The 19,753-nt window shown below is 37.4% G+C and carries 16 protein-coding genes; 5 read left to right on the forward strand and 11 right to left on the reverse strand.

Annotation, left to right across the window (positions count from 1 at the left end; genetic code table 11):
- Position 1 precedes the first annotated feature (1 nt).
- On the forward strand, positions 2–1,402 hold the full coding sequence (locus MM214_RS04090) for a sodium-dependent transporter (RefSeq protein WP_241292314.1): 1,401 nt from the start codon (positions 2–4) through the stop codon (positions 1,400–1,402).
- A 265-nt stretch (positions 1,403–1,667) separates the two neighbouring features.
- Complete coding sequence (locus tag MM214_RS04095; RefSeq protein ID WP_241292317.1) at positions 1,668–2,252, forward strand: porin family protein; 585 nt, start codon at positions 1,668–1,670, stop codon at positions 2,250–2,252.
- Between the two features lie 154 nt (positions 2,253–2,406).
- Here the strand turns inward: MM214_RS04095 and MM214_RS04100 are convergent, their stop codons facing one another.
- The 7 genes from MM214_RS04100 to purN form a co-directional block, all read right to left on the reverse strand.
- Positions 2,407–3,552 carry a galactokinase gene (locus MM214_RS04100; RefSeq protein ID WP_241292319.1) on the reverse strand — a complete coding sequence of 382 codons (1,146 nt, stop codon included), beginning with the start codon at positions 3,550–3,552 and terminating at the stop codon, positions 2,407–2,409.
- A gap of 8 nt (positions 3,553–3,560) precedes the next feature.
- Positions 3,561–4,640: an aldose epimerase family protein gene (locus tag MM214_RS04105; RefSeq protein WP_241292322.1), complete on the reverse strand. Its 1,080-nt coding sequence runs from the start codon at positions 4,638–4,640 to the stop codon at positions 3,561–3,563.
- Between the two features lie 117 nt (positions 4,641–4,757).
- Complete coding sequence (locus tag MM214_RS04110; RefSeq protein WP_241292324.1) at positions 4,758–5,783, reverse strand: LacI family DNA-binding transcriptional regulator; 1,026 nt, start codon at positions 5,781–5,783, stop codon at positions 4,758–4,760.
- Between the two features lie 20 nt (positions 5,784–5,803).
- Positions 5,804–6,784 carry a M28 family peptidase gene (locus tag MM214_RS04115; protein ID WP_241292327.1) on the reverse strand — a complete coding sequence of 327 codons (981 nt, stop codon included), beginning with the start codon at positions 6,782–6,784 and terminating at the stop codon, positions 5,804–5,806.
- Positions 6,774–8,270 (reverse strand): cysteine--tRNA ligase, encoded by a 1,497-nt coding sequence (cysS, locus tag MM214_RS04120; RefSeq protein WP_241292330.1) that lies wholly within the window; start codon positions 8,268–8,270, stop codon positions 6,774–6,776. Before cysS ends, MM214_RS04115 begins: the two co-directional genes overlap by 11 nt.
- A 478-nt stretch (positions 8,271–8,748) precedes the next feature.
- Complete coding sequence (gene purH, locus MM214_RS04125; protein ID WP_241292332.1) at positions 8,749–10,275, reverse strand: bifunctional phosphoribosylaminoimidazolecarboxamide formyltransferase/IMP cyclohydrolase; 1,527 nt, start codon at positions 10,273–10,275, stop codon at positions 8,749–8,751.
- Between the two features lie 160 nt (positions 10,276–10,435).
- Positions 10,436–10,993 carry a phosphoribosylglycinamide formyltransferase gene (gene purN / locus MM214_RS04130; protein ID WP_241292334.1) on the reverse strand — a complete coding sequence of 186 codons (558 nt, stop codon included), beginning with the start codon at positions 10,991–10,993 and terminating at the stop codon, positions 10,436–10,438.
- A gap of 215 nt (positions 10,994–11,208) precedes the next feature.
- Here purN and MM214_RS04135 point away from each other — a divergent pair, with 215 nt between their 5' ends.
- A complete protein-coding gene (locus tag MM214_RS04135) occupies positions 11,209–11,985 on the forward strand; it encodes a prohibitin family protein (RefSeq protein WP_241292337.1) in 777 nt (258 codons plus the stop codon).
- A 130-nt stretch (positions 11,986–12,115) separates the two neighbouring features.
- Here the strand turns inward: MM214_RS04135 and MM214_RS04140 are convergent, their stop codons facing one another.
- From MM214_RS04140 to recQ, 3 genes are all read right to left on the reverse strand, one after another.
- Complete coding sequence (locus tag MM214_RS04140; protein ID WP_241292339.1) at positions 12,116–12,973, reverse strand: geranylgeranylglycerol-phosphate geranylgeranyltransferase; 858 nt, start codon at positions 12,971–12,973, stop codon at positions 12,116–12,118.
- Positions 12,974–13,209: 236 nt separating this feature from the next.
- Positions 13,210–14,373: a hypothetical protein gene (locus MM214_RS04145; protein ID WP_241292342.1), complete on the reverse strand. Its 1,164-nt coding sequence runs from the start codon at positions 14,371–14,373 to the stop codon at positions 13,210–13,212.
- A 322-nt stretch (positions 14,374–14,695) separates the two neighbouring features.
- Complete coding sequence (gene recQ / locus MM214_RS04150) at positions 14,696–16,831, reverse strand: DNA helicase RecQ (RefSeq protein ID WP_241292346.1); 2,136 nt, start codon at positions 16,829–16,831, stop codon at positions 14,696–14,698.
- 287 nt (positions 16,832–17,118) lie between these two features.
- Between recQ and MM214_RS04155 the strand changes: the two genes are divergently transcribed.
- Both MM214_RS04155 and MM214_RS04160 read left to right on the forward strand, forming a co-directional pair.
- On the forward strand, positions 17,119–17,307 hold the full coding sequence (locus MM214_RS04155) for a CsbD family protein (RefSeq protein ID WP_241292348.1): 189 nt from the start codon (positions 17,119–17,121) through the stop codon (positions 17,305–17,307).
- A 326-nt stretch (positions 17,308–17,633) separates the two neighbouring features.
- Positions 17,634–18,797 (forward strand): homogentisate 1,2-dioxygenase, encoded by a 1,164-nt coding sequence (locus MM214_RS04160; protein ID WP_241292351.1) that lies wholly within the window; start codon positions 17,634–17,636, stop codon positions 18,795–18,797.
- Positions 18,798–18,998: 201 nt separating this feature from the next.
- On the opposite strand, the gene MM214_RS04165 is transcribed toward MM214_RS04160, so the two are convergent.
- The gene (locus tag MM214_RS04165) at positions 18,999–19,478 is read right to left on the reverse strand and encodes a DUF4293 domain-containing protein (RefSeq protein ID WP_241292354.1); all 480 of its coding nucleotides are present in this window, start codon (positions 19,476–19,478) and stop codon (positions 18,999–19,001) included.
- Positions 19,479–19,753: the final 275 nt, after the last annotated feature.

Below are 19,753 nucleotides of genomic sequence, written 5' to 3' on the forward strand. Positions count from 1 at the left end.
TATGGCATTAAAATCAGAAACTGAAGGCAGGGGCCAGTGGGGATCCAGCCTTGGGTTTATAATGGCAGCAGCTGGATCGGCTGTAGGTCTTGGTAATATTTGGAGATTTCCTTACATCACTGGAGAAAATGGAGGAGGCGCTTTTGTCTTTGTTTATATTCTCTGTGTATTGTTGATTGGTACACCTTTGCTTTTCAATGAACTAGCATTGGGAAGAATTACTGGTAAAAATCCAATTGGGGCAATGAAAAAAGCTTCAAAGAATAAGTTATGGATGATACCTGGTATCATGAGTGTAGTGATTTGTTTTATGGTACTTACTTATTACTCTGTGATTGCAGGTTGGACAGTGGGTTACATCATTACTGAGTTAATTAATATTCCGGTAGATTTTGAAGTTTTTGTAGAGACACCAAAGTACATTATTCCACTGACTTTCTTTTTCATGATGATCACGATCATAGTGATCCTTGGAGGAGTTTCAGGAGGCATTGAGAAAGCTTCTAAGTTGTTGATGCCAGTTTTGTTCATTTTGATCATATTGATCGCTGCTAGAAGTGTCACGCTTCCAGGAGCCTCAGAGGGTATTAAATATTACTTGAAACCCGATTTTTCAAAAATTGATGGTGGGGTAATCTTAGCAGCTTTAGGTCAGGCATTTTTCTCTATGAGTGTAGGATGGGGTTTGATGGTAACCTATGGTTCTTACCTACCGAAAAGCTCCAATTTAGTATCAAGTGGTTTGTGGATAGGTGCATTGGATAGTTTTGTTGCACTACTTGGGGGATTGATGATATTCCCAGCTGTGTTTGCATTAGGCTTGAAGCCAGACGTTGGTCCTTCTTTGGTGTTTAATATTCTACCTCAAGTGTTTGATCAAATACCAGGAGGTGCAATTATTGGAGCATCATTTTTCTTGCTACTCATGGTGGCAGCATTGACTTCTACGATTTCTATGCTTGAGGTTCCTGTGGGATATTTCATTGATGAGAAAAAGGTTTCAAGAAAAAAAGCAGCTTGGGGTGTAGGTATAGTTGCGATGATAGTCTCTATTCCTGCTATTTTGAGCTCGGTAGAGGAAAGTGTTTTCAGTCAAGTGACTATGAAGATTGGATCCATCACGAAGACTGGCTGGTTAGATATTATGGATTGGACGTTTGGCACGCTTTCAGTTACCGTGCTGTGTCTACTATTTGCCATTTTCTCAGGCTGGAGTTTCAAGACCAGTGACCTTGTAGACGAAATCGCACTTGGTTCCCCAGGTTTCAAAAAGAAAATCATATTTGGAATCAGTCCAGGGCAGATTTGGGTGATTTTTATCAGGTTTGTCTGTCCAATAGTAATCGGATTGGTATTGCTTAACCTTTTTGGAGTATTCGGAGAGCCAGAGGCTGGAGGATAAAAAAACAAAAAAATAAAATCATAAGTGGTTTTTGACTCTTTGTCAAAAACCACTTTTCTTTTTGAATGCTATTTAATGTTTTTTAAAATTTAATTTCTGATATTTAAACAAATGATTTTCAAAAGCTTCAAAAAATGCAAATAACGGTAGCCAAAGAAAAAAAATCGTGCTGAAGTTTATAGAAAATCATAAATCATTCGTTATCAATCGAGGCTCTAGTGCTGAGAAGATCATTTACTAATTACCTGAATGAAATACTATTAATATGAAAAAGACCATTCTAATAATCATCTGCATGATAAGTAGCTTTGCTGTCAGTGCCCAGGATTTCTCTATTGGTCCTAAGTTTGGTATATCTCAAGCCAATATAAAAGTAAATGGAGACGGTTATCAATCTGGTGATGATAGGCTGGGATATCATGTTGGGGCATTTGTCAGGATGGGGGGTGCATCCATTTTTGTTCAGCCCGAATTTCTTTATACCAATACGGGTGGTGTAATTATAGATGAAGCAAACAATGCAACTGTGGAAACAAATTTCAATAGGTTAGACATTCCTTTGATGATTGGCTTTAAGCTAGCAAAGTTTTTTAGAATTCAGGCTGGGCCAATTGCTAGTATTTTATTGGATCAATCTTTCAATGAAAATCCCATAGCAGCTACACAGTCCATAGAGTATAGAAACTCCACAATTGGTTATCAAGCTGGAATTGGCCTTGACATTGGTAACTTGATTTTGGATGCCAAATATGAAAGCTCTCTCAATAAAATTGCTGGTAGCGTAGCTGGATTTCAAACAGATCAAAGACAGACACAATTGGTTCTTTCAGCAGGATTTAGGTTGTTTTGAGAATTAATTTTATTCTGCTGTGATGTGATTTTTTTAACATTCAAAAAATAAAACCCTCAAAAAAAGCTTCAATCAGCTAATTTTGAAGGTTTTTAATCTTCATTTTTTTCAATAGTCCTAAATCAGCGAAATAGCTTAATGGCCTGACTCCTTTTTATAAAACACCAGAGCCTTCCTCAGGAGATACCAAGTAAAATTCTGGAAGTCTTCCAAATTTCGCTTCATAGGCTTCACCTACTGACTGTTTGATCTTTTCGACCTCCTCTTGGTGTACAATGTTTATTGTACAACCACCGAATCCACCTCCCATCATTCTTGCACCAAGGATTGCTGATTCGTCTCTTACATAGTCTACCAAGAAATCTAATTCTTCACAGCTCACTTCGAATTCATTACTCAGTCCATAATGCGATTCATAGACCTTTTGACCAAAACGTACTAAGTTTCCATTTTCTAAAGCTATGCATGAGTCGATCACTCTTTGATTTTCTTCAATGATATATTTGCACCTCATCCTTACCTTATCCTCCAGTTCCAATTGAGCGAGCAGCTCTAAGGATACATCTCTTAAATCCTTTATCTCAGGGTTGATTTTTTGAGCTGCATGCACTCCCGCTTCACATTCATTCCTTCTTGTATTGTATGCACTGTCAGCCAATGAATGCTTCACTTTGGTATCTATCAGTAATAATTTATAATCACCAAGTGCTATAGGGAAATATTCGAAATCTAAAGATCTACAATCTAGTCGAATGGCGTGATCTTTTTTGCCCATGACAGAAGCAAATTGATCCATGATTCCACACATTACTCCGGCAAAAGTATGTTCTGCTTTTTGGGCATAGTGGACCAAAGAAGTTTTAGGGATCTGAAAGTCAAAGAGGGTAGAAAGTGCAAACCCTACAGCACATTCAAGTGCTGCTGATGAAGATAGTCCAGCACCTACAGGAATGTCTCCGCCAAATACCATATCGAAGCCTTTTACTTGATATCCTGCCTGCTGAAGCTGAGCTACGACTCCCATGATGTAAGTGGCCCAATGTCCTGGCTTCGGGGAGAATGAACTCAAATCAAAAACATACTCCTCTTTAAAATCCAAAGAATATATTTTACCAAATGTTGTTTGATTTTCTGCAATCGCTACAATCATCTTTTTGTCTATCGCCGCAGGTAATACGAATCCACCATTATAATCAGTATGTTCACCGATAAGATTGATCCTTCCTGGTGAATAAACGATCAATGGATCTTTGCCAAATGTTGTTTTAAAGGTGTCTAGAATTTGTTCTTGAAGTTGCATGATTGGTATTATAGACTTGTGGTAAATTTGAAGATGGTCTGTGACCAGAACTTATCTTCTGGATTAAGGTGGATAGAAGGGAGATCTTCTCGGTTTGCAGCATCTGGAAAACCTTGTGTTTCTAAGCAAATCGCTGCTCTGTGCTTGTAAGGAATGTCATTTTTTCCTTTGAAATGCTCATTGATATAGTTAGAAGTATATACTTGAATAGCAGGAGCAGTAGTGATACATTGCATTGTTCTACCTGATTTAGGATCATGCAAGATGGCATCTATTTCAGTATTTCCCACTTCAAACGCATGATCAAATCCGCTACCTCTTTGAAGCTGAACATTGTCTTTTTTACTCAATGCCTTCCCAATCAATGTAGGTTTGCGAAAATCAAACGGGGAATTTGCCACTTCTTGCAGATAGCCTTCAGCAAAGCTATTCTCATCGATAGGAAGGAATCTCTCCGAGTTGATTTGTAAAATATGATCAGTAATGTCAGTAGACAAGTCTCCACTAAGATTGAAATAACTGTGGTTTGTAGGGTTAAGTATAGTCGGTGCGTCAGTTTTACCCTCATAAGTGATAGATAATGCAGCTTCATCGTCAATTTTATAACTTACCTTAATATCCACATTTCCTGGATAACCTCCCTCACCATCTGGGCAAGTAAGAGAAAATGTGACACCAATACCTTCTTCATCATGAAAAAATTCAGCATTCCAGACCTTTCTGTCCCAACCTGCCTCTCCTCCATGGAGATGTGTTGTCGCTTGATTCAATGGGAGGTCATATACTTTACCATTCAGAGTGAACTTATTTCCTTTTGTTCTTCCTCCAACTCTTCCAATAGTCGCTCCTAAATAGCAGTAGTTATCTTGATATTCTTTTTGCAAATACCCTTCCAGATCATCAAAACCTAAAACGACATCTTGCATGTTCCCAAACCTGTCTGGAACAAAAAGATGGGTTAGGGTAGCACCTAAATTCATGATGGATGCTTTAATGACTCCTTCTATTTCGAGGGTGTAAAGCCATATTTCTTGACCATTCGGCAAGATGCCAAAAGGTGAAGAACTTGTTTTAAGTTCTGAAATCATACTAAAGGGAATAGGTTTGAATGTTAAAAATAAACGCTGAAAATCAAATTACCCACAATTCTTTTAAAATATGAAGGATAATTGCTGATTTTCAGCGGAAATATTGAAAAGAAGTCGTTATTTCGACTTCTTGGTAGAGTTTCTTGGTACTAATGTCGTCTCCAAGATAAATGATTGAGGCTCGTCGGAAGCAATTTCATCTAGCTGATCAAGTAAGTGATTGGCAGCTATTTTGCCCATTTCATAGCCAGGCTGTAGCACTGTAGTAAGGGAAGGTTCCACCACTGCTGAGGTTGGATTGTTGGTAAATCCTGCCAGTGCAATATCTTCTGGGATTCTGATTCCAGATTCTTTAAGTACCAACATCACATCTATGGCCAAAGGGTCTATCATAGCAAAGATGGCATCGGCTCGATCTTCCTCTTCGAGTATTTTTTTAGCAATCGCTTTATTAGACTCTTCTTTGAGATCTGAAGCATAGATTCTGCTTTCTGGATTTTCGATTCCAAATTCACGTAAAGCCCTCAAATACCCCTCTTTTCTTTTTTTACTTATGTACAAATCTTCTGGACCAGAGATATAAGCGACTTTTCTACATCCTTGCTCAAGTATATGCTTGGTGACTTGATAAGCTCCGTCAGCATCATCTACTGTGACCCTAGATACAGGTAGTTCTTCTGTGACCCTGTCAAACATGATGAATGGAATTCCTCTATCATAAAGGTCTTGTAGGTGTTGATAATTTTTTGTCTCTCTACTCAGAGAAATCAATAATCCATCCACCTGACTCGCTACGAGGATTTTGATGTTTGATATCTCTTGAATAAATGATTCATTTGATTGACAGATCATGACATTGTAGCCACGCTTGTATGCGGTGTCCTGAATCCCTGAAATATTGCTTGAGAAAAAGTGGGAAGTTAACTCTGGTACGATGACTCCCAATACTTTGCTTCTACTAATACGTAGTGATTGAGCAAGTAGATTGGGTTGGTAATTCATACTTTTCGCCATTTCGACCACCTTCTGTTTGGTGTCAGGATGTAATTCTGGCGAATCTTTTAATGCCCTTGAAACTGTAGAAACTGACAAGCCTAGCTTCTTCGCAATCTCTTTCATGGTAACTTGATGACCTCGTTTCATTTTTTCTTCTTTAGGCGTTTTTACTCTTGATAGAGTGTGAAAAGTACTGTTTGACCTACAGCCTTTAGTGTTCTGACATCTATCAAATCCATGTTGTCATCATGTGTATGATGATATCGTCCAAAACCTGTATTGGGGGAGAACTCTATAATGTTGATCATAGGTATCTTTGCATCTTTATTTACAAAGTAGTGATCATCTGTGATTTCTCCTGCATCTTGCAAAATAAAATAATCTGAATACCCCAATTCAATCCCAAAGTTCCAAACTTTATTGACGATGTTTTTGGCATAATACCTTGAGTATCCCTCTCTGTAGAATCGGGCACCTTTTGCGCCTACCATATCTAAGAGAATTCCATAATAGGCATTGTATCCATTTTGATGAGGATTTTTGGACCAATGTTGAGATCCAAGACACCACCATACTTGAGAATTGTTTCTATTGTAAGAGCTTTCTGGCTCTCCATCATCTTCTCCATCAAACAAGATAAAATCTACTCCAACATCAGGTTGCAAATCAGATGTAGCTAATACTCTTGCAATCTCCAATGCCATACCAACACCCGATGCTCCATCATTTGCTCCATCTATAGGCTCATCGATCCGCTGCGTGTCCTTGTCGGCTATCCTTCTTGTGTCCCAATGTGCAGAGATCATGATACGTTTGCTGGCAGAAGGATTGAAAGATGCAATGATGTTAGTAAGATCCCAAGTTAACCCATCATGAGTTTTCGTTTGAAAATCTTGTTCTTTGACCTCTAATCCGTAGGATTTGAATTTTTCAATGATCCACTCTTTAGTCAATTGATGCCCTTTTGTCATCGGTACTCTTGGGCCAAAATCCACTTGTTTTTGTATAAAGGCATACGCAGAATCTGCATTGAATTCAGGAACTTGATTATAAGTTTCATTACTGGATACATCAGTATTCTTACTCGACTCACAAGCACTTACCAATACTAAGGCCAATAAAAGCAATAAAGCAATTTTACTCTTCATATGCCCAGTCTATTTTGTCTTTCATATCTTTCACTACGATACCCAAGGATTTGAGAGAATTCCTTATTTCGTCAACTCTTGCATAATCCCTTGCTGTTTTCGCCTCACCATACAATTTCAAAAGGACTTCCAATAAGCCCTCTTGGTTATTCGGCTTTTCTTCACTTAAGCCTAAAATCTCTGTGATAAAAGTACTGTAAGTATTGATCATATTTTCAAATACTTCTTTTCCAAAATGTGCTGGATGCAACTGGCCAGTGTACATAGAATTGATTTTTTTCAATAAGTTGAAAATGTGACCAATCGCTTGTGCAGTATTGAAATCATCATCCATAGCTCTATAAGCATTAGTAATGATTTGCTCTACTTGTTGCACTTGTTTTTCATCTATACCTATGGTGTCATCTTGAACGTATTGAAGCTTTTGAGCAATTTTCAATCCATTGATGATTTTCTTGTAACCCTTTTGGGCTGCTTTTAGTGCATCATTGGAAAAGTCCAAGGTAGACCTGTAGTGGGCAGTCAAGATAAAATACCTGATCGTCATTGGGCTATAGGCTTGCTCTAAAAGCTCATGTTCTCCAGTAAAGAGCTCTTGAAGTGTGATGAAATTACCCAAAGATTTGCCCATCTTTTGTCCATTGATGGTGATCATATTATTGTGCATCCAGTATTTGGCAGGATCTTGATGATTACATGCATTGCCTTGCGCAATTTCACATTCATGATGTGGAAACATCAAATCCATTCCACCTCCATGTATATCAAAATGTTTACCCAAATATTTGGAACTCATGGCTGTACATTCCAAATGCCAACCAGGAAACCCTACTCCCCAGGGTGACTCCCATTTCATCAAGTGCTCAGGGGCTGCATTTTTCCACAAGGCAAAATCCACAGCATTTCTTTTCTCAGATTGTCCATCCAAGTCTCGCGTTCCACTCATAAGATCATCCAAGACTCTACCTGATAATTTCCCGTATTGTTGTCTTTCATTATATTTCAGTACATCGAAATACACAGATCCATTGACTTCATAGGCCAGTCCTTCGTCAAGAATAGACTGAACAAGCGCAATCTGCTCTGGAATATGGCCTGTTGCTCTTGGCTCTATACTTGGCTTGATCGTGTTGAGTGCTAGCATATCACGATGGTACGTATCTGTATACTGTTGAGCGACTTCCATAGGCTCCAGCTGCTCAAGTTTGGCTTTCTTAGCGATCTTATCCTCACCCTCATCAGCATCACCTTGAAGGTGTCCGACATCAGTGATGTTTCGTACATAGCGTACTTTGTAGCCCAAGTGGCTCAAGTATCGATACACGGTGTCAAAAGTAATAGCTGGTCTTCCATGACCTAAATGTGCGTCCCCATAGACCGTAGGACCACATACATACATGCCAACGAATGGTGCTTTGATAGGTTCAAAAGTCTCCTTTACCCTTGAGAGGGTGTTGTATATTTTGAGTTGTGACTTGTGTTTCATATTAAATGCTTGCTTAATCTTCCCCTTTCAGGGAATAGACTCATCGAGCTCTTAGATTTAGATTGCAAATTAGCAGATAGAATCCAAACTATAGAGATTTTCAAGGTATTTTTAGATTTTGTCAGATTCAATTGAGATTAATAATTTCTTACCGTTTCGGAGAAAATCATTCAAAAGGATCATCTAAGAAATTTTATTTCTGCTAACTGATTTATCAATAAATGATGGTACGTTCAAAGTAAAATTTATCTGATTATACGCTTTTTTGCCAACAACTTTAATTCATTGGCTCAACAGGTTGTTAATGGTCAATATCCATAAGTATCCAATATCAATTTATATCTGAAGTTAGATAAATCGGAATTTTGTAATGTTATTGGCAAAGTTCCGTATATCCATATTTAAATCATTTTTAAAGAAAAAAAGGCCTGAACAAAATGAATTTTGATCAGGCCTTTTTGAATTCATCAATGGACTCTTAATGTTTGAAGTGTCTCACGCCTGTCATTACCATGCTCATGCCGTTGGCATCACAGTAGTTGATAGAATCTTGATCTTTGATAGATCCACCTGGTTGAACTACCGCCTTGATTCCTTCCTTGGAAGCAATCTCTACACAATCAGGGAATGGGAAGAAGGCATCAGAAGCCATCACTGCACCATTGAGGTCAAAATTAAAGCTTTTGGCTTTTTCTATCGCTTGTCTTAGTGCATCTACTCTGGATGTTTGACCTACGCCTGAAGCAAATAGCTGATTGTTATTGCTAAGGATGATGGTATTTGATTTGGTATGTTTACAAACCTTCGCAGCAAATACCAATGCGTCCATTTCAGCATCCGAAGGAGATACTTTGGTTACTATCTTGAAATCTGCTTTTGTTTCTGTTTGAAGATCTTTGTCTTGCTCTATGATTCCGTTAAGCAAAGTTTTGATTTGCTTAGTTCCTGGAAGATCCATTTTTTGCACTAGCAAAATTCTGTTTTTCTTTCCTTTCAACAGCTCCAATGCGTCAGCGTCAAATGCTGGTGCGATCAAAACCTCGAAGAAAAGGCTATTCATTTCTTCTGCTGCGGCTAAATCTACCTTTTGATTCGTAACCAATACACCACCAAATGCAGAAGTTGTATCTGCCTCAAATGATTTTAAGTATGCTTCTTTTACCGTATCTGCCACAGCTACTCCGCATGCGTTGGTATGCTTCAAGATAGCAAAAGCTGTTTCACCTTTGAACTCAGCTATCAAGTTAACAGCTGCGTCTACATCTACAAGGTTGTTGTATGAAAGTTCTTTGCCATTCAATTGCTCAAAAAGAGCCTCCATGTCTCCATAGAAATGAGCAGCTTGGTGAGGGTTCTCCCCATATCTTAGAGATTTGGCTTTACTCTCAGACACTTTCAATGCTGGGATATTTTCTCTTTGATTGAAATAATTGAAAATATGCGTGTCGTAGTTGGAAGATACTTGGAAAGCCTGAGCTGCGAAATACCTTCTATCCTCAAGTGATGTAGCACCATCCTGAGACTTCAACCTTTCTTCAAGTTCGCCATACTGCGCTTTGGAGGCGATGATAACTACATCTTTGAAGTTTTTGGCAGCTGCACGGATCAGAGAGATTCCTCCAATATCAATTTTTTCTATAATATCAGCTTCAGAGGCACCAGAGGCTACAGTTTCTTCAAATGGATAAAGGTCGACGATCACCAAATCAATCGCAGGGATGTCAAACTCACCAGCCTGAGAAACATCTCCCTCGTGATCTCTTCGGTGAAGGATACCTCCGAAGATTTTTGGGTGAAGTGTCTTTACCCTTCCTCCAAAAATTGATGGATAACCAGTCAATTCTTCTACTGGAATGACCTCAGCACCTTGGTCTTCTATGAATTTTTGGGTGCCTCCAGTAGAATAGATTTTTACACCTTGAGCCTTTAGTTGTTCGATGATAGGTTCGAGGTTGTCCTTGTAATAGACTGAAATGAGAGCGGATTGAATTTTTTTGTTTGCCATGTTTTTATGCACTTAAAAGCTAGATGAATATCATCATCAATGTCTTCTAAGAACTGATATAGTGAAAGGAATTATTTTTCAAGTCGCAAAGGTACGGAAACACAGGGATTAACCCGAATATAATTGTGGGTTTTGCTTTTGTTCTATTTGCTTTCTATGATCAAAGCATACTTTCTATGATTTGAGGGAAATATTTATGTTCTAAGGCGTGTACTTTTTGAGCGATTTCTTCTGCGCTATCTTTTTCATCAATGGATGTAGCAGCTTGAAAAATGATCTTGCCTTCATCATAATTTTCGTTGACCAAGTGAATGGTGATTCCTGTTTCTTTTTCACCAGCCTCTTTTACAGCGCTGTGCACATTCATTCCATACATACCTATGCCTCCATATTTAGGGAGTAGCGCAGGGTGGATGTTGATGATATTATTTGGGAATTTATTGATCAGGTTTTGGGGAATTTTCAGTAAAAAACCTGCTAAGATCACCCAATCCACCTGATTTTCGATCAACTTTTCTGTGACAGTGCCTTGTTCGAGTGCTGTTTTGTTGAAAGTAAAAGTTGGTACGCCGTACTTTTTAGCTCTTTCAAGGACGTAAGCATCTTCTTTGTTAGATCCTATCTGTACGATTTGAGCTTTATCAGAAAATTGGAAGTGTTCCATTATTTTTTCGGCATTGCTACCACTTCCTGAGGCAAGTATGGCGATTTTTTTCACGTGAAGGCTGCTTTGGTTTTAGGGTACAAAAATAGGAAATTATCAATAGGATAAAATTCAGCACCAATTTTTCCCAAGTTCTTGGAAGGATGTGTAAAAATTAAGGTGGTTTAGTTTATGAAACTTGTTTTTTGATTATTTCAATTCATGTATATAATGCGCAACCTTATGTATGTTATTGTCCGTTTATCACCGTGTAACTAATCTTAAATACTATGAAAAATATCCTTTTTTTGTCAATTTTTGCTCTTTTACTTTCGTCATGTACTGTGGTGCGTCAAGGTGAAGTAGGCGTAAAACGAAAGTTTGGAAAATTGAATGACAATATCTCAGACGCTGGTCTTGTAGGGTTCAATCCTTTCACTACCAAAGTAATCAAGGTGCCTATTCAAACGGTGAATCAAGAAGTGAAATTGAATTTACCAAGTAAGGAAGGCTTGACAATCGAGTCAGAAATATCCATTCTTTATAATATCGAAAAAAATAAGGTGCCATTTATTCTTGAAGATGTCGGTGAGAACTATGAGCGTGTGCTTATTTTGAATGTATTCAGATCTGCTGCGGCAGATGTGACTGCACAATATATGGCTAAGGATATGCACTCAGGCATGAGAAGTCAGATAGAAAATCAAATATTAGATAGGATGCACGAATCCTTGAGAGATAGGGGATTTGTTGTAGAACGTGTCTTGATGAAAAGCATTAAGCTGCCAAATGAGCTAAGCAGAGCAATTGAAAGAAAACTTCAAGCTGAGCAAGAGGCTCAACAAATGGAGTATATTCTAGAAAGAGAAAGAAAAGAAGCAGAGAGAAGAAAGATTGAAGCAGAGGGTACTCGTGAAGCTCAAAAAATTCTAGCCGAGGGTCTTGTAAGGGAGATTATCGAACTACGAAGCATAGAGGCATTTAGAGAGCTTGCCACTTCTCCAAATACAAAAATAATCATCACTGATGGTAAAACTCCCTATTTGATCAATAGCCAGAAGGATTGATAGAGCAAATCATAGAAGAAGTAATGTACTGAATGATTCAAAATTGTAAGAGGGGATAAATTTATAAATGCCTCAAGGTTGATTGAAAAATCTACTTTGAGGCATTTATTGGTTTACTAAATCTAATAAACTACAAAAGTCCCATGCTAATGATCCCTGTAAGCATTAGAAGTTTGGACAATATACTTAATTGACTAAAATGCTCTTTGCGGTCGGCGATGTAGATTTTATACATAAAGAGAAAAAACAAAACACTAAGTCCTCCAAAATAGTAGAAGAGAGATGGCTTGTTGATTTTGAAAGCTACAGTCAGGATAGCCACTACAAATACCAATGCGATAGCAAATATTACTCGTTTTGTATTTCTGAATCCTAATACTATGGGGAGTGTTTTGCAGCCGTGCTTTCGATCCCCTTGTCGATCTTCTATATCTTTGATGATCTCTCTGATAAGATTGATGAAAAATGCGAAAATTGCATAAACGGACACCAAAAGCTCGGATTGCTGATAATAGTAGCCAATGATCCAGATTGATGAACCCGTCAAAAGAGCCACTACGAAATTTCCTATGAATGGTAAGCGCTTCAGAAGGTTGCTGTAGAGCCATAATAAAAATGCAGCGATAAATGTAATTACACCAACTCTTGGACTAACTAGCCAAGCTATTCCAATTCCCGTAAAGTTGAGTACCGAATGGAAAAAAATAGCCATCCTTCGTTTTAGACCTTTACCAATAATTACTTCATCAGGCTTGTTGATATAATCGATCTTGACATCATAGTAATCATTGATCATGTATCCAGCCGCTGTGATGATCACAGTAGAGAATACCAGAAGGTAGAGGTTTATGTCTTGTAGCACTGGTAAGCCTAACTGGCTTCTTTCTACGAGAAAATACGCTGTCATAAGCTGCGCAAAAGCCACAATAATCAAATTAACAGGACGGCTAATTTTGAACAAACTCCAAAAAGAAAAAGACTTGGCCATGAGCTTAGATTTGATCTTAAAAGTACGACAAGAATCTGGTTTTGGTGCTCAATTCAATTTTTTAAATGATAAACTTCAAAAGTTCTTGATGAGAGATCACTTATGAGTTAGTTGTTAGTTGTCTAAATTAGCTATTCAAGCTTTCATCATTGACTTTCTTATTTGGTATTTCTTAAAAATTTTAAGATCATCTTCTTTGATCCATACATCCTTTCTATGAGAAATTAAAACCAATATTATTTTTTACTAAAACCTATTTTGAAAATGCCGAAATAGTCTAGTTCTACATCTTGATTTTCCTTTTGCATTGCCCATAAGGATCCATCTCTTTGGATGATGCTTCTAGGGTGATAATCTTCTGGTGCAAAGTCAAACAGCAGTTCACCAGTTGAATCAAAAATAGCAACTCTATCCAAGTATTTTTCCCTCATTCTAGTTCCAAAAGCTCTTGCTTCTTCAGGAGATTTGTTTTCCATGCTTTCAATTTGATCTTGACTATCGTAACCAGGGAAATAACCAACCACAAAATGATCTTCAAAATATGTAATGGTATGAATTTGACCTGATGAGAACCATCTTCTAAAAGAATCAGGATTGAATTGAGGGTCACCTTGGAAATAGTTGTAATTAGGTAATGATAAATCAATGTACTTGATCAAATCAAATGGATAAATTTTGTCAAAAAAATAGATTCTAGGCTCTCCACCAAAAATCACCATGAGATTTTCATCTGTAATTTCAAAAATTGGTGCCCAATCATCTCTGTGAAAAAATTGACCATTCCTGTACAAACTTGAGGATGGGATTTTTATTATGGGAGTTTTTTCACCAGTACTTTTATGTATTATGATCATGGTATGAACTTCTTCATAGATTTTTAAGTCACTATAGTCCGCAGATCTTGAACCTTGATCAATATAAATATAATGTTCTTCTATCTCTCCAATTGCATACCCCATTGATCTTCTAGCAAAATTGTATGGGTGTATTTCTGATATTCGTGTTTTAGAAATGTTTTTTCCAGTAAAATCATAGCTCAACAAACCGTTGATACCATAAGCCAAAAACTCATTTACTCCAATGATTTTCAAAGGTGCGAACAGAATACCATAAGTATCGGGCATGTCACCAAATTTCGGGTAGCTGAATTCAACTTCACCGTCAAAATTTGCTACATGTATGGTTTCTTTTGTCTCTTCTGAATTCACGAATAGTATGGTTCCGGTTTTTGGGTTAATATCGTGAACACTTGGGTTTCCTAAGTAGTTAATATGAATGCTATCTTGTTTTACTAAAGAAACCTTTTGTGTATTATTATCTTCGGTATGATTTTGAGAAGAATTGCAGCTGAGTAGGGAAAGCGCATAAATGGGGATCAGAAATCTATTAACTTTAAACATATTGAAAGTGTGGATTTTGTATCCCAATTTAATTAGGTTAAAATTCAAGAACTAATTACTTAATAATTAAATATTAGTTTTTAACTTAAATCTTCACACCTTCCAGGTTTTAATTGATATGCAATCAGTTATTAAAAGTAGTCAAGTGAATCCTGGAAGGATTATTCTCACTATAAATCACCCTATAGCAATATTTCCATGCGGATTTTAGCTTCCTGTTGGTAATAAAAGGATATTTCTCGGTCGAATGTGATTCTCTCAAGTACTCAAATACTTTATATTATATGTATTGCTAAAGATAGAGAGGTGATTTTGAATCAACTCAGCGCTCTTCTGCCAAAGCAATTTTCAATTGGAAGTAGGTGTATCTTTCTCCAAAATGTTCTTTCAAGGGTTTTAAAAAATGAGAATCTTGTCTTCTATATGCCAGCCTTATGTTTAGGATGTCATCTTTTGAGATGAATTCGGAGGCTTCTACTTCTCGCTTTTTTACCATATTGACGAGGTGGTCTTCTATGGTATTGGGAGTCATATTTCTTTCATGAGCTATTTGGAATATGCTTTTACCTTCCTTATAGAGCTTAAGAGATAACCCTTCGGATGCCGAGCCTCGAGATGGTGTTGCCTTCTTAGGCTGAATTTTTCTTTTTGGAGTCAGCTGATGTTTACTGACGTAGCTTGAAATTAGTTTAATAAAATCCTCACCATAGCTTTGAGCTTTTACTTGACCTACACCAGCTATAGTCAAAAATGCTGACTCATCTGTGGGTAAGTAAGTGGCCATTTCTATCAATGCATTGTCTGCAAATACGACATATGGAGGTACAGCGCTTTTTTGTGCAATGCGGTATCTCAAGGATTTTAATTCATCTAATAGCTCCTCATGATATTCAGTAGGCTTATTGGATACATCTGCCAGTGTATCATCCATAGGAAGGAGTATTTTTTCTTTGTTTTTTAGCTTTTGCCAAGCAAATTCAGTAAGCTTTAATGTGGGGAATTGAGTGCCTGCCTCAGCTAGATAGTCTTCTTGCATCAATTTATCGCACAAATTCTTCCAGAAAGATTCTGGCCTGTCTTTGCCAATCCCGTATACGCTTAACTTTTGATGGGCCTCTTGAATTTTGGTGGATTTTGAACCTCTGAGAACCAATACCACATAGCCAATACCATAGCTTTCTCCTAACCTTGCCACTGCCGACAAGAGCATCTGTGAGGGTATTGTCATGTCTTGGCGTTTCCCCTTTTGAAAGCAAATGTCACAGTTGCCACAGTCTCCTTCATGCTGCTCACCAAAATAATTGAGTAGGTATTTTCTTCGACAAATTTTTGTCTGGCAGAAATGCCTCATTTTTTCCAATTTGTCCTGCATCACATCTACAAATTGCTGATTCTCTCCTTGATCGAGCATTCTACTCAATGTGATAGCATCTTGGCTAGAATAGAAAAGTAAGGCGTCACTTGGAAGCCCGTCCCTTCCAGCCCTTCCTGTTTCTTGATAGTACCCCTCAATATTTTGAGGCATGTTCATGTGGACGACAAAACGCACATTGGACTTATCTATACCCATTCCAAATGCGATAGTAGCCACCATGATTTTGACTTCATCTTTGATGAACAGCTCTTGATTTTTTTCTCGCTCTTCTCTTGGCAATCCTGCATGGTAGGGGAGAGCTGATAATCCCCTAGCTTGAAGTTCTGTGGCTGTTTCTTCTACGTTTTTTCTCGAAAGACAATAGATTACTCCAGAGTTCTTTTTGTGAAAGTCCAAAAACTCTAACAACTTGCCCATAGCATCTCTTTTAGCTGTGACACGATACGTGATATTGCTTCTGTCGAATGAGGACACAAACCACTGAGGAGACTTTAAGCCAAGCTTTTCAGCTATATCTTTTCTTGTCATCTTGTCTGCCGTGGCTGTCAAGGCAATAAATGGAATATTGGGAAAAGCATTCCTGAGCTCCCCAATGTTCAAATACTCAGGCCTAAAATCATGCCCCCACTGGGATACGCAATGGGCTTCGTCTATAGCAACTAGTGATAAGTTTATTGTTTTGAGAAAATCTACCAGCGGATAATCACCTCTATACAATCTCTCCGGAGCTATGTAAAGTAACTTGATCTTGCCCGACTCTATTTGAGATGATATGAATCGCTGCTCGCTATGACTTTGTGTAGAGTTCATGAAGGCAGCTGGAATCCCATTTGTATGGAGTGCATCTACTTGATCTTTCATTAAGGATATCAATGGAGATATCACCAAAGTCAAACCTTCAAAAACCATGGCGGGCACTTGATAACAAACAGATTTTCCACCACCTGTAGGCATCAATACTATGGTGTCTTTTTTTGAAAGTAAGGATTGAATAATTTGCCTTTGATTTCCTCTGAATTCAGAATAACCAAAAAATTCTTTTAATATACTTTCCGGTTTTTTCGCAATTACGGCTTCACTCATGCTATACAGGTTTGTAAAAATTGAAAACCTAAAGATACTAATTTTTGAAGGTTTTGTAAAGGCTTATGAATCCACGTCATATTATTAAGATTATTCTGATGAAGTATTAGCTAGTGGTATTTTAGAAGCAACAAGGATAGTTTTTGGAATGTTTCTTAAGATATTTAAATTCTTTTTGTTTTGGTTTATGAAAATAAACTTAGATTTTTTTTCATTTAATCTAGGGATTGGAATGGTTGTTGTAATAATTCTATCAAATAAAATTTTAACCTTAATCAACTACTATTATGTCTTTAAAATTGAAATTAAAAGGGAATTGGAACGAAATGAAGGGTAAGTTGAAAGAAAAGTATGGTGAGCTTACCGATGATGATTTGGTATATGCTGAAGGTCAAGAAGATCAACTTTTAGGTAAACTTCAGAAAAAAACTGGTGCAGCTAAAGAAGAGCTTAGCAAGTTCTTATTTGACGAGTAGATTTAAAGTCAATTGTATACAAATACAATAGGCAAAAAATATAAAAGAGCGACCTCAAATCGCTCTTTTTTTGCGTTAGCAAGGGTTAGTCCATCTTTTGTATTTCCACAGCATTCCTGTGGTTGGGTTATTTTAACTTTTTAATCCCTAGAAGCTATCAAATTTTTCAACTTTCCATTCTTTCATCGTGAAAATGCACTTTAAGCTATATATTTAACCTCTTCAATTTTCCGACTCTATACTTTTTACCATTGAAATATTTTCACCTTAGTATGAGCAGGTCAACATAATTCCTTATTTTTGAAATAAATATAAACCCAAAAAACATGGCCTATTACTGTAGATTAGGAAGTATTCCACCCAAAAGACATACACAATTTAGACAACCCGATGGGAGTCTATACAAGGAGGAGTTGGTGAGCTCTAAAGGTTTTTCTGGCATCTATTCCAATCTTTACCATATACATAATCCCAATAATGTAAAGCACATTGGTGATCCAGTTTCCTACAGATGGGATATAGCTGAATCGCATGGATTGAAACAGACTCACTTAAAGACAGCTGGAGTGGGTACGACAGGCAAGTGCTATCTCTCTGGTAGAAAAATGCTGCTCAAGAATAATGATGTGATGATGGGGATTTGCTCACCAGAAGAGCGTAAAATGGATTATTATTTCAAAAATGCAGATGGGGATGAGCTTATCTATGTCCATGATGGAGAAGGGGTGATGTATTCTCAATTTGGGAAATTAGATGTGAGGCAGGGAGATTACATTGTAATTCCAAGGACGACGATATACAGATTCGAATTCAATACAACTGGTCCACTTAGACTGCTAGTGATTGAGTCCAAAGGACCTATCGAAACGGTAAAGAGATATAGGAACGAAGTAGGGCAGCTTCTGGAGCATTCACCATATTGTGAGAGAGATATCAGACCTCCTGGCGAGCTATATACCGAATCTGAAGCTGGCGATTACTTAGTTCAGATCAAAAAGCAGGATATGCTACATCAATATACCTATGGGCACAGTCCGTTGGATATCATTGGCTGGGATGGATATTTGTATCCCTATGCACTTTCTATCCATGATTTTGAGCCTATCACAGGAAGAATTCATCAGCCGCCTCCTGTGCATCAAACTTTCCAAGCTTGGGGTTTTGTGATATGTTCTTTTGTGCCGAGGTTATTTGACTATCATCCACTAGCTATACCGGCTCCCTACAACCATAGCAATATTGACTCTGATGAAATTCTATATTATGCAGAGGGTGAATTTATGAGTAGAAAGGGAATAGATCGTGGATCATTTACTTTACATATGGGTGGGCTACCGCATGGCCCACATCCTGGAACAGTGGAAAAATCTATCGGAGCAAAAGCAACTGAAGAATTGGCTGTGATGTTGGATACATTCAAGCCTATGTATGTTACCACACAAGGGTTAGAATTTGTAGATCCTAAATATCCAATGAGCTGGAGTGAGTAGGTATTCGTTGCAGATAATTTGAGCATTCAAAAAAAACAAAGGGACTTCTTTTTAGTCCCTTTGTTTTTTCACCTAAAATTTACAATTTTTTGCTATGACTGATTTATCTGCAAAAGACCTTTTAGGTGTCAAGAAATGATTGCTAATCTATAAAAACTTGAAAGTTCTACAGATTTTACGAATAACTTAGAATCATTGAAATTACCTGATTCGATCCACAGATCTGACAAGCATTTCGTCTTTTCTTATAAACCTATTGGCAAGCAAGTTTAAGATCATACCACCGAAAATTGCCCAAAACCCAAGAACAAATGCACCATTTGCATTAGGATTAAAGTCAGCATTTACTTGATATGTGGTGTATACGATCAATCCCAACGTAACGACCATGACTAAGGAGTTGATCATATTTAGAAACATCTGTTTCGCTCTGTTTTTGTATTGAGATAAGCTAAACAATGCTAACCCAGCAGCTATGATGGATAATACGCCTAAATAGAACTTGCTACTCGAACTTACTACTTCTTGTGTTTGAATATCTATCAGGACTAAATTCCACGCCGAAAGGGTCATCATTTGGGTTTGGCCTGGGTTTACTTGTTGCCAAATAGGGAAGATCACTACTAAAATCATGGCAACTGCCACAAGAAATAAGAATATGGTTTGAATTCTTTGTATCATGTTTTTTGAAGTTTTGACAAAGAAAGGGTGTAAATCGAACAATCGCAAGAATTGCCAAAAGGAGTGTCGTGGATTTGAATATAAAATATTGAATCAATGGTCTAAAAAATCTCAGCCCAATGATGAGATCTGAAGCTATTTTTTGTTCTTTTCCCTGTTAGAATTATCATTTAATCTGTCGCTTTCAATAAAAGTCAATAAGTATTTAACCATTTTGAACCTTATAAGCAGAGAAAAATATTAAAACTAATTCAATCCTATATTTTTGATCTTTA

Source organism: Belliella kenyensis, from assembly GCF_022549675.1.
GTDB lineage: Bacteria > Bacteroidota > Bacteroidia > Cytophagales > Cyclobacteriaceae > Belliella > Belliella kenyensis.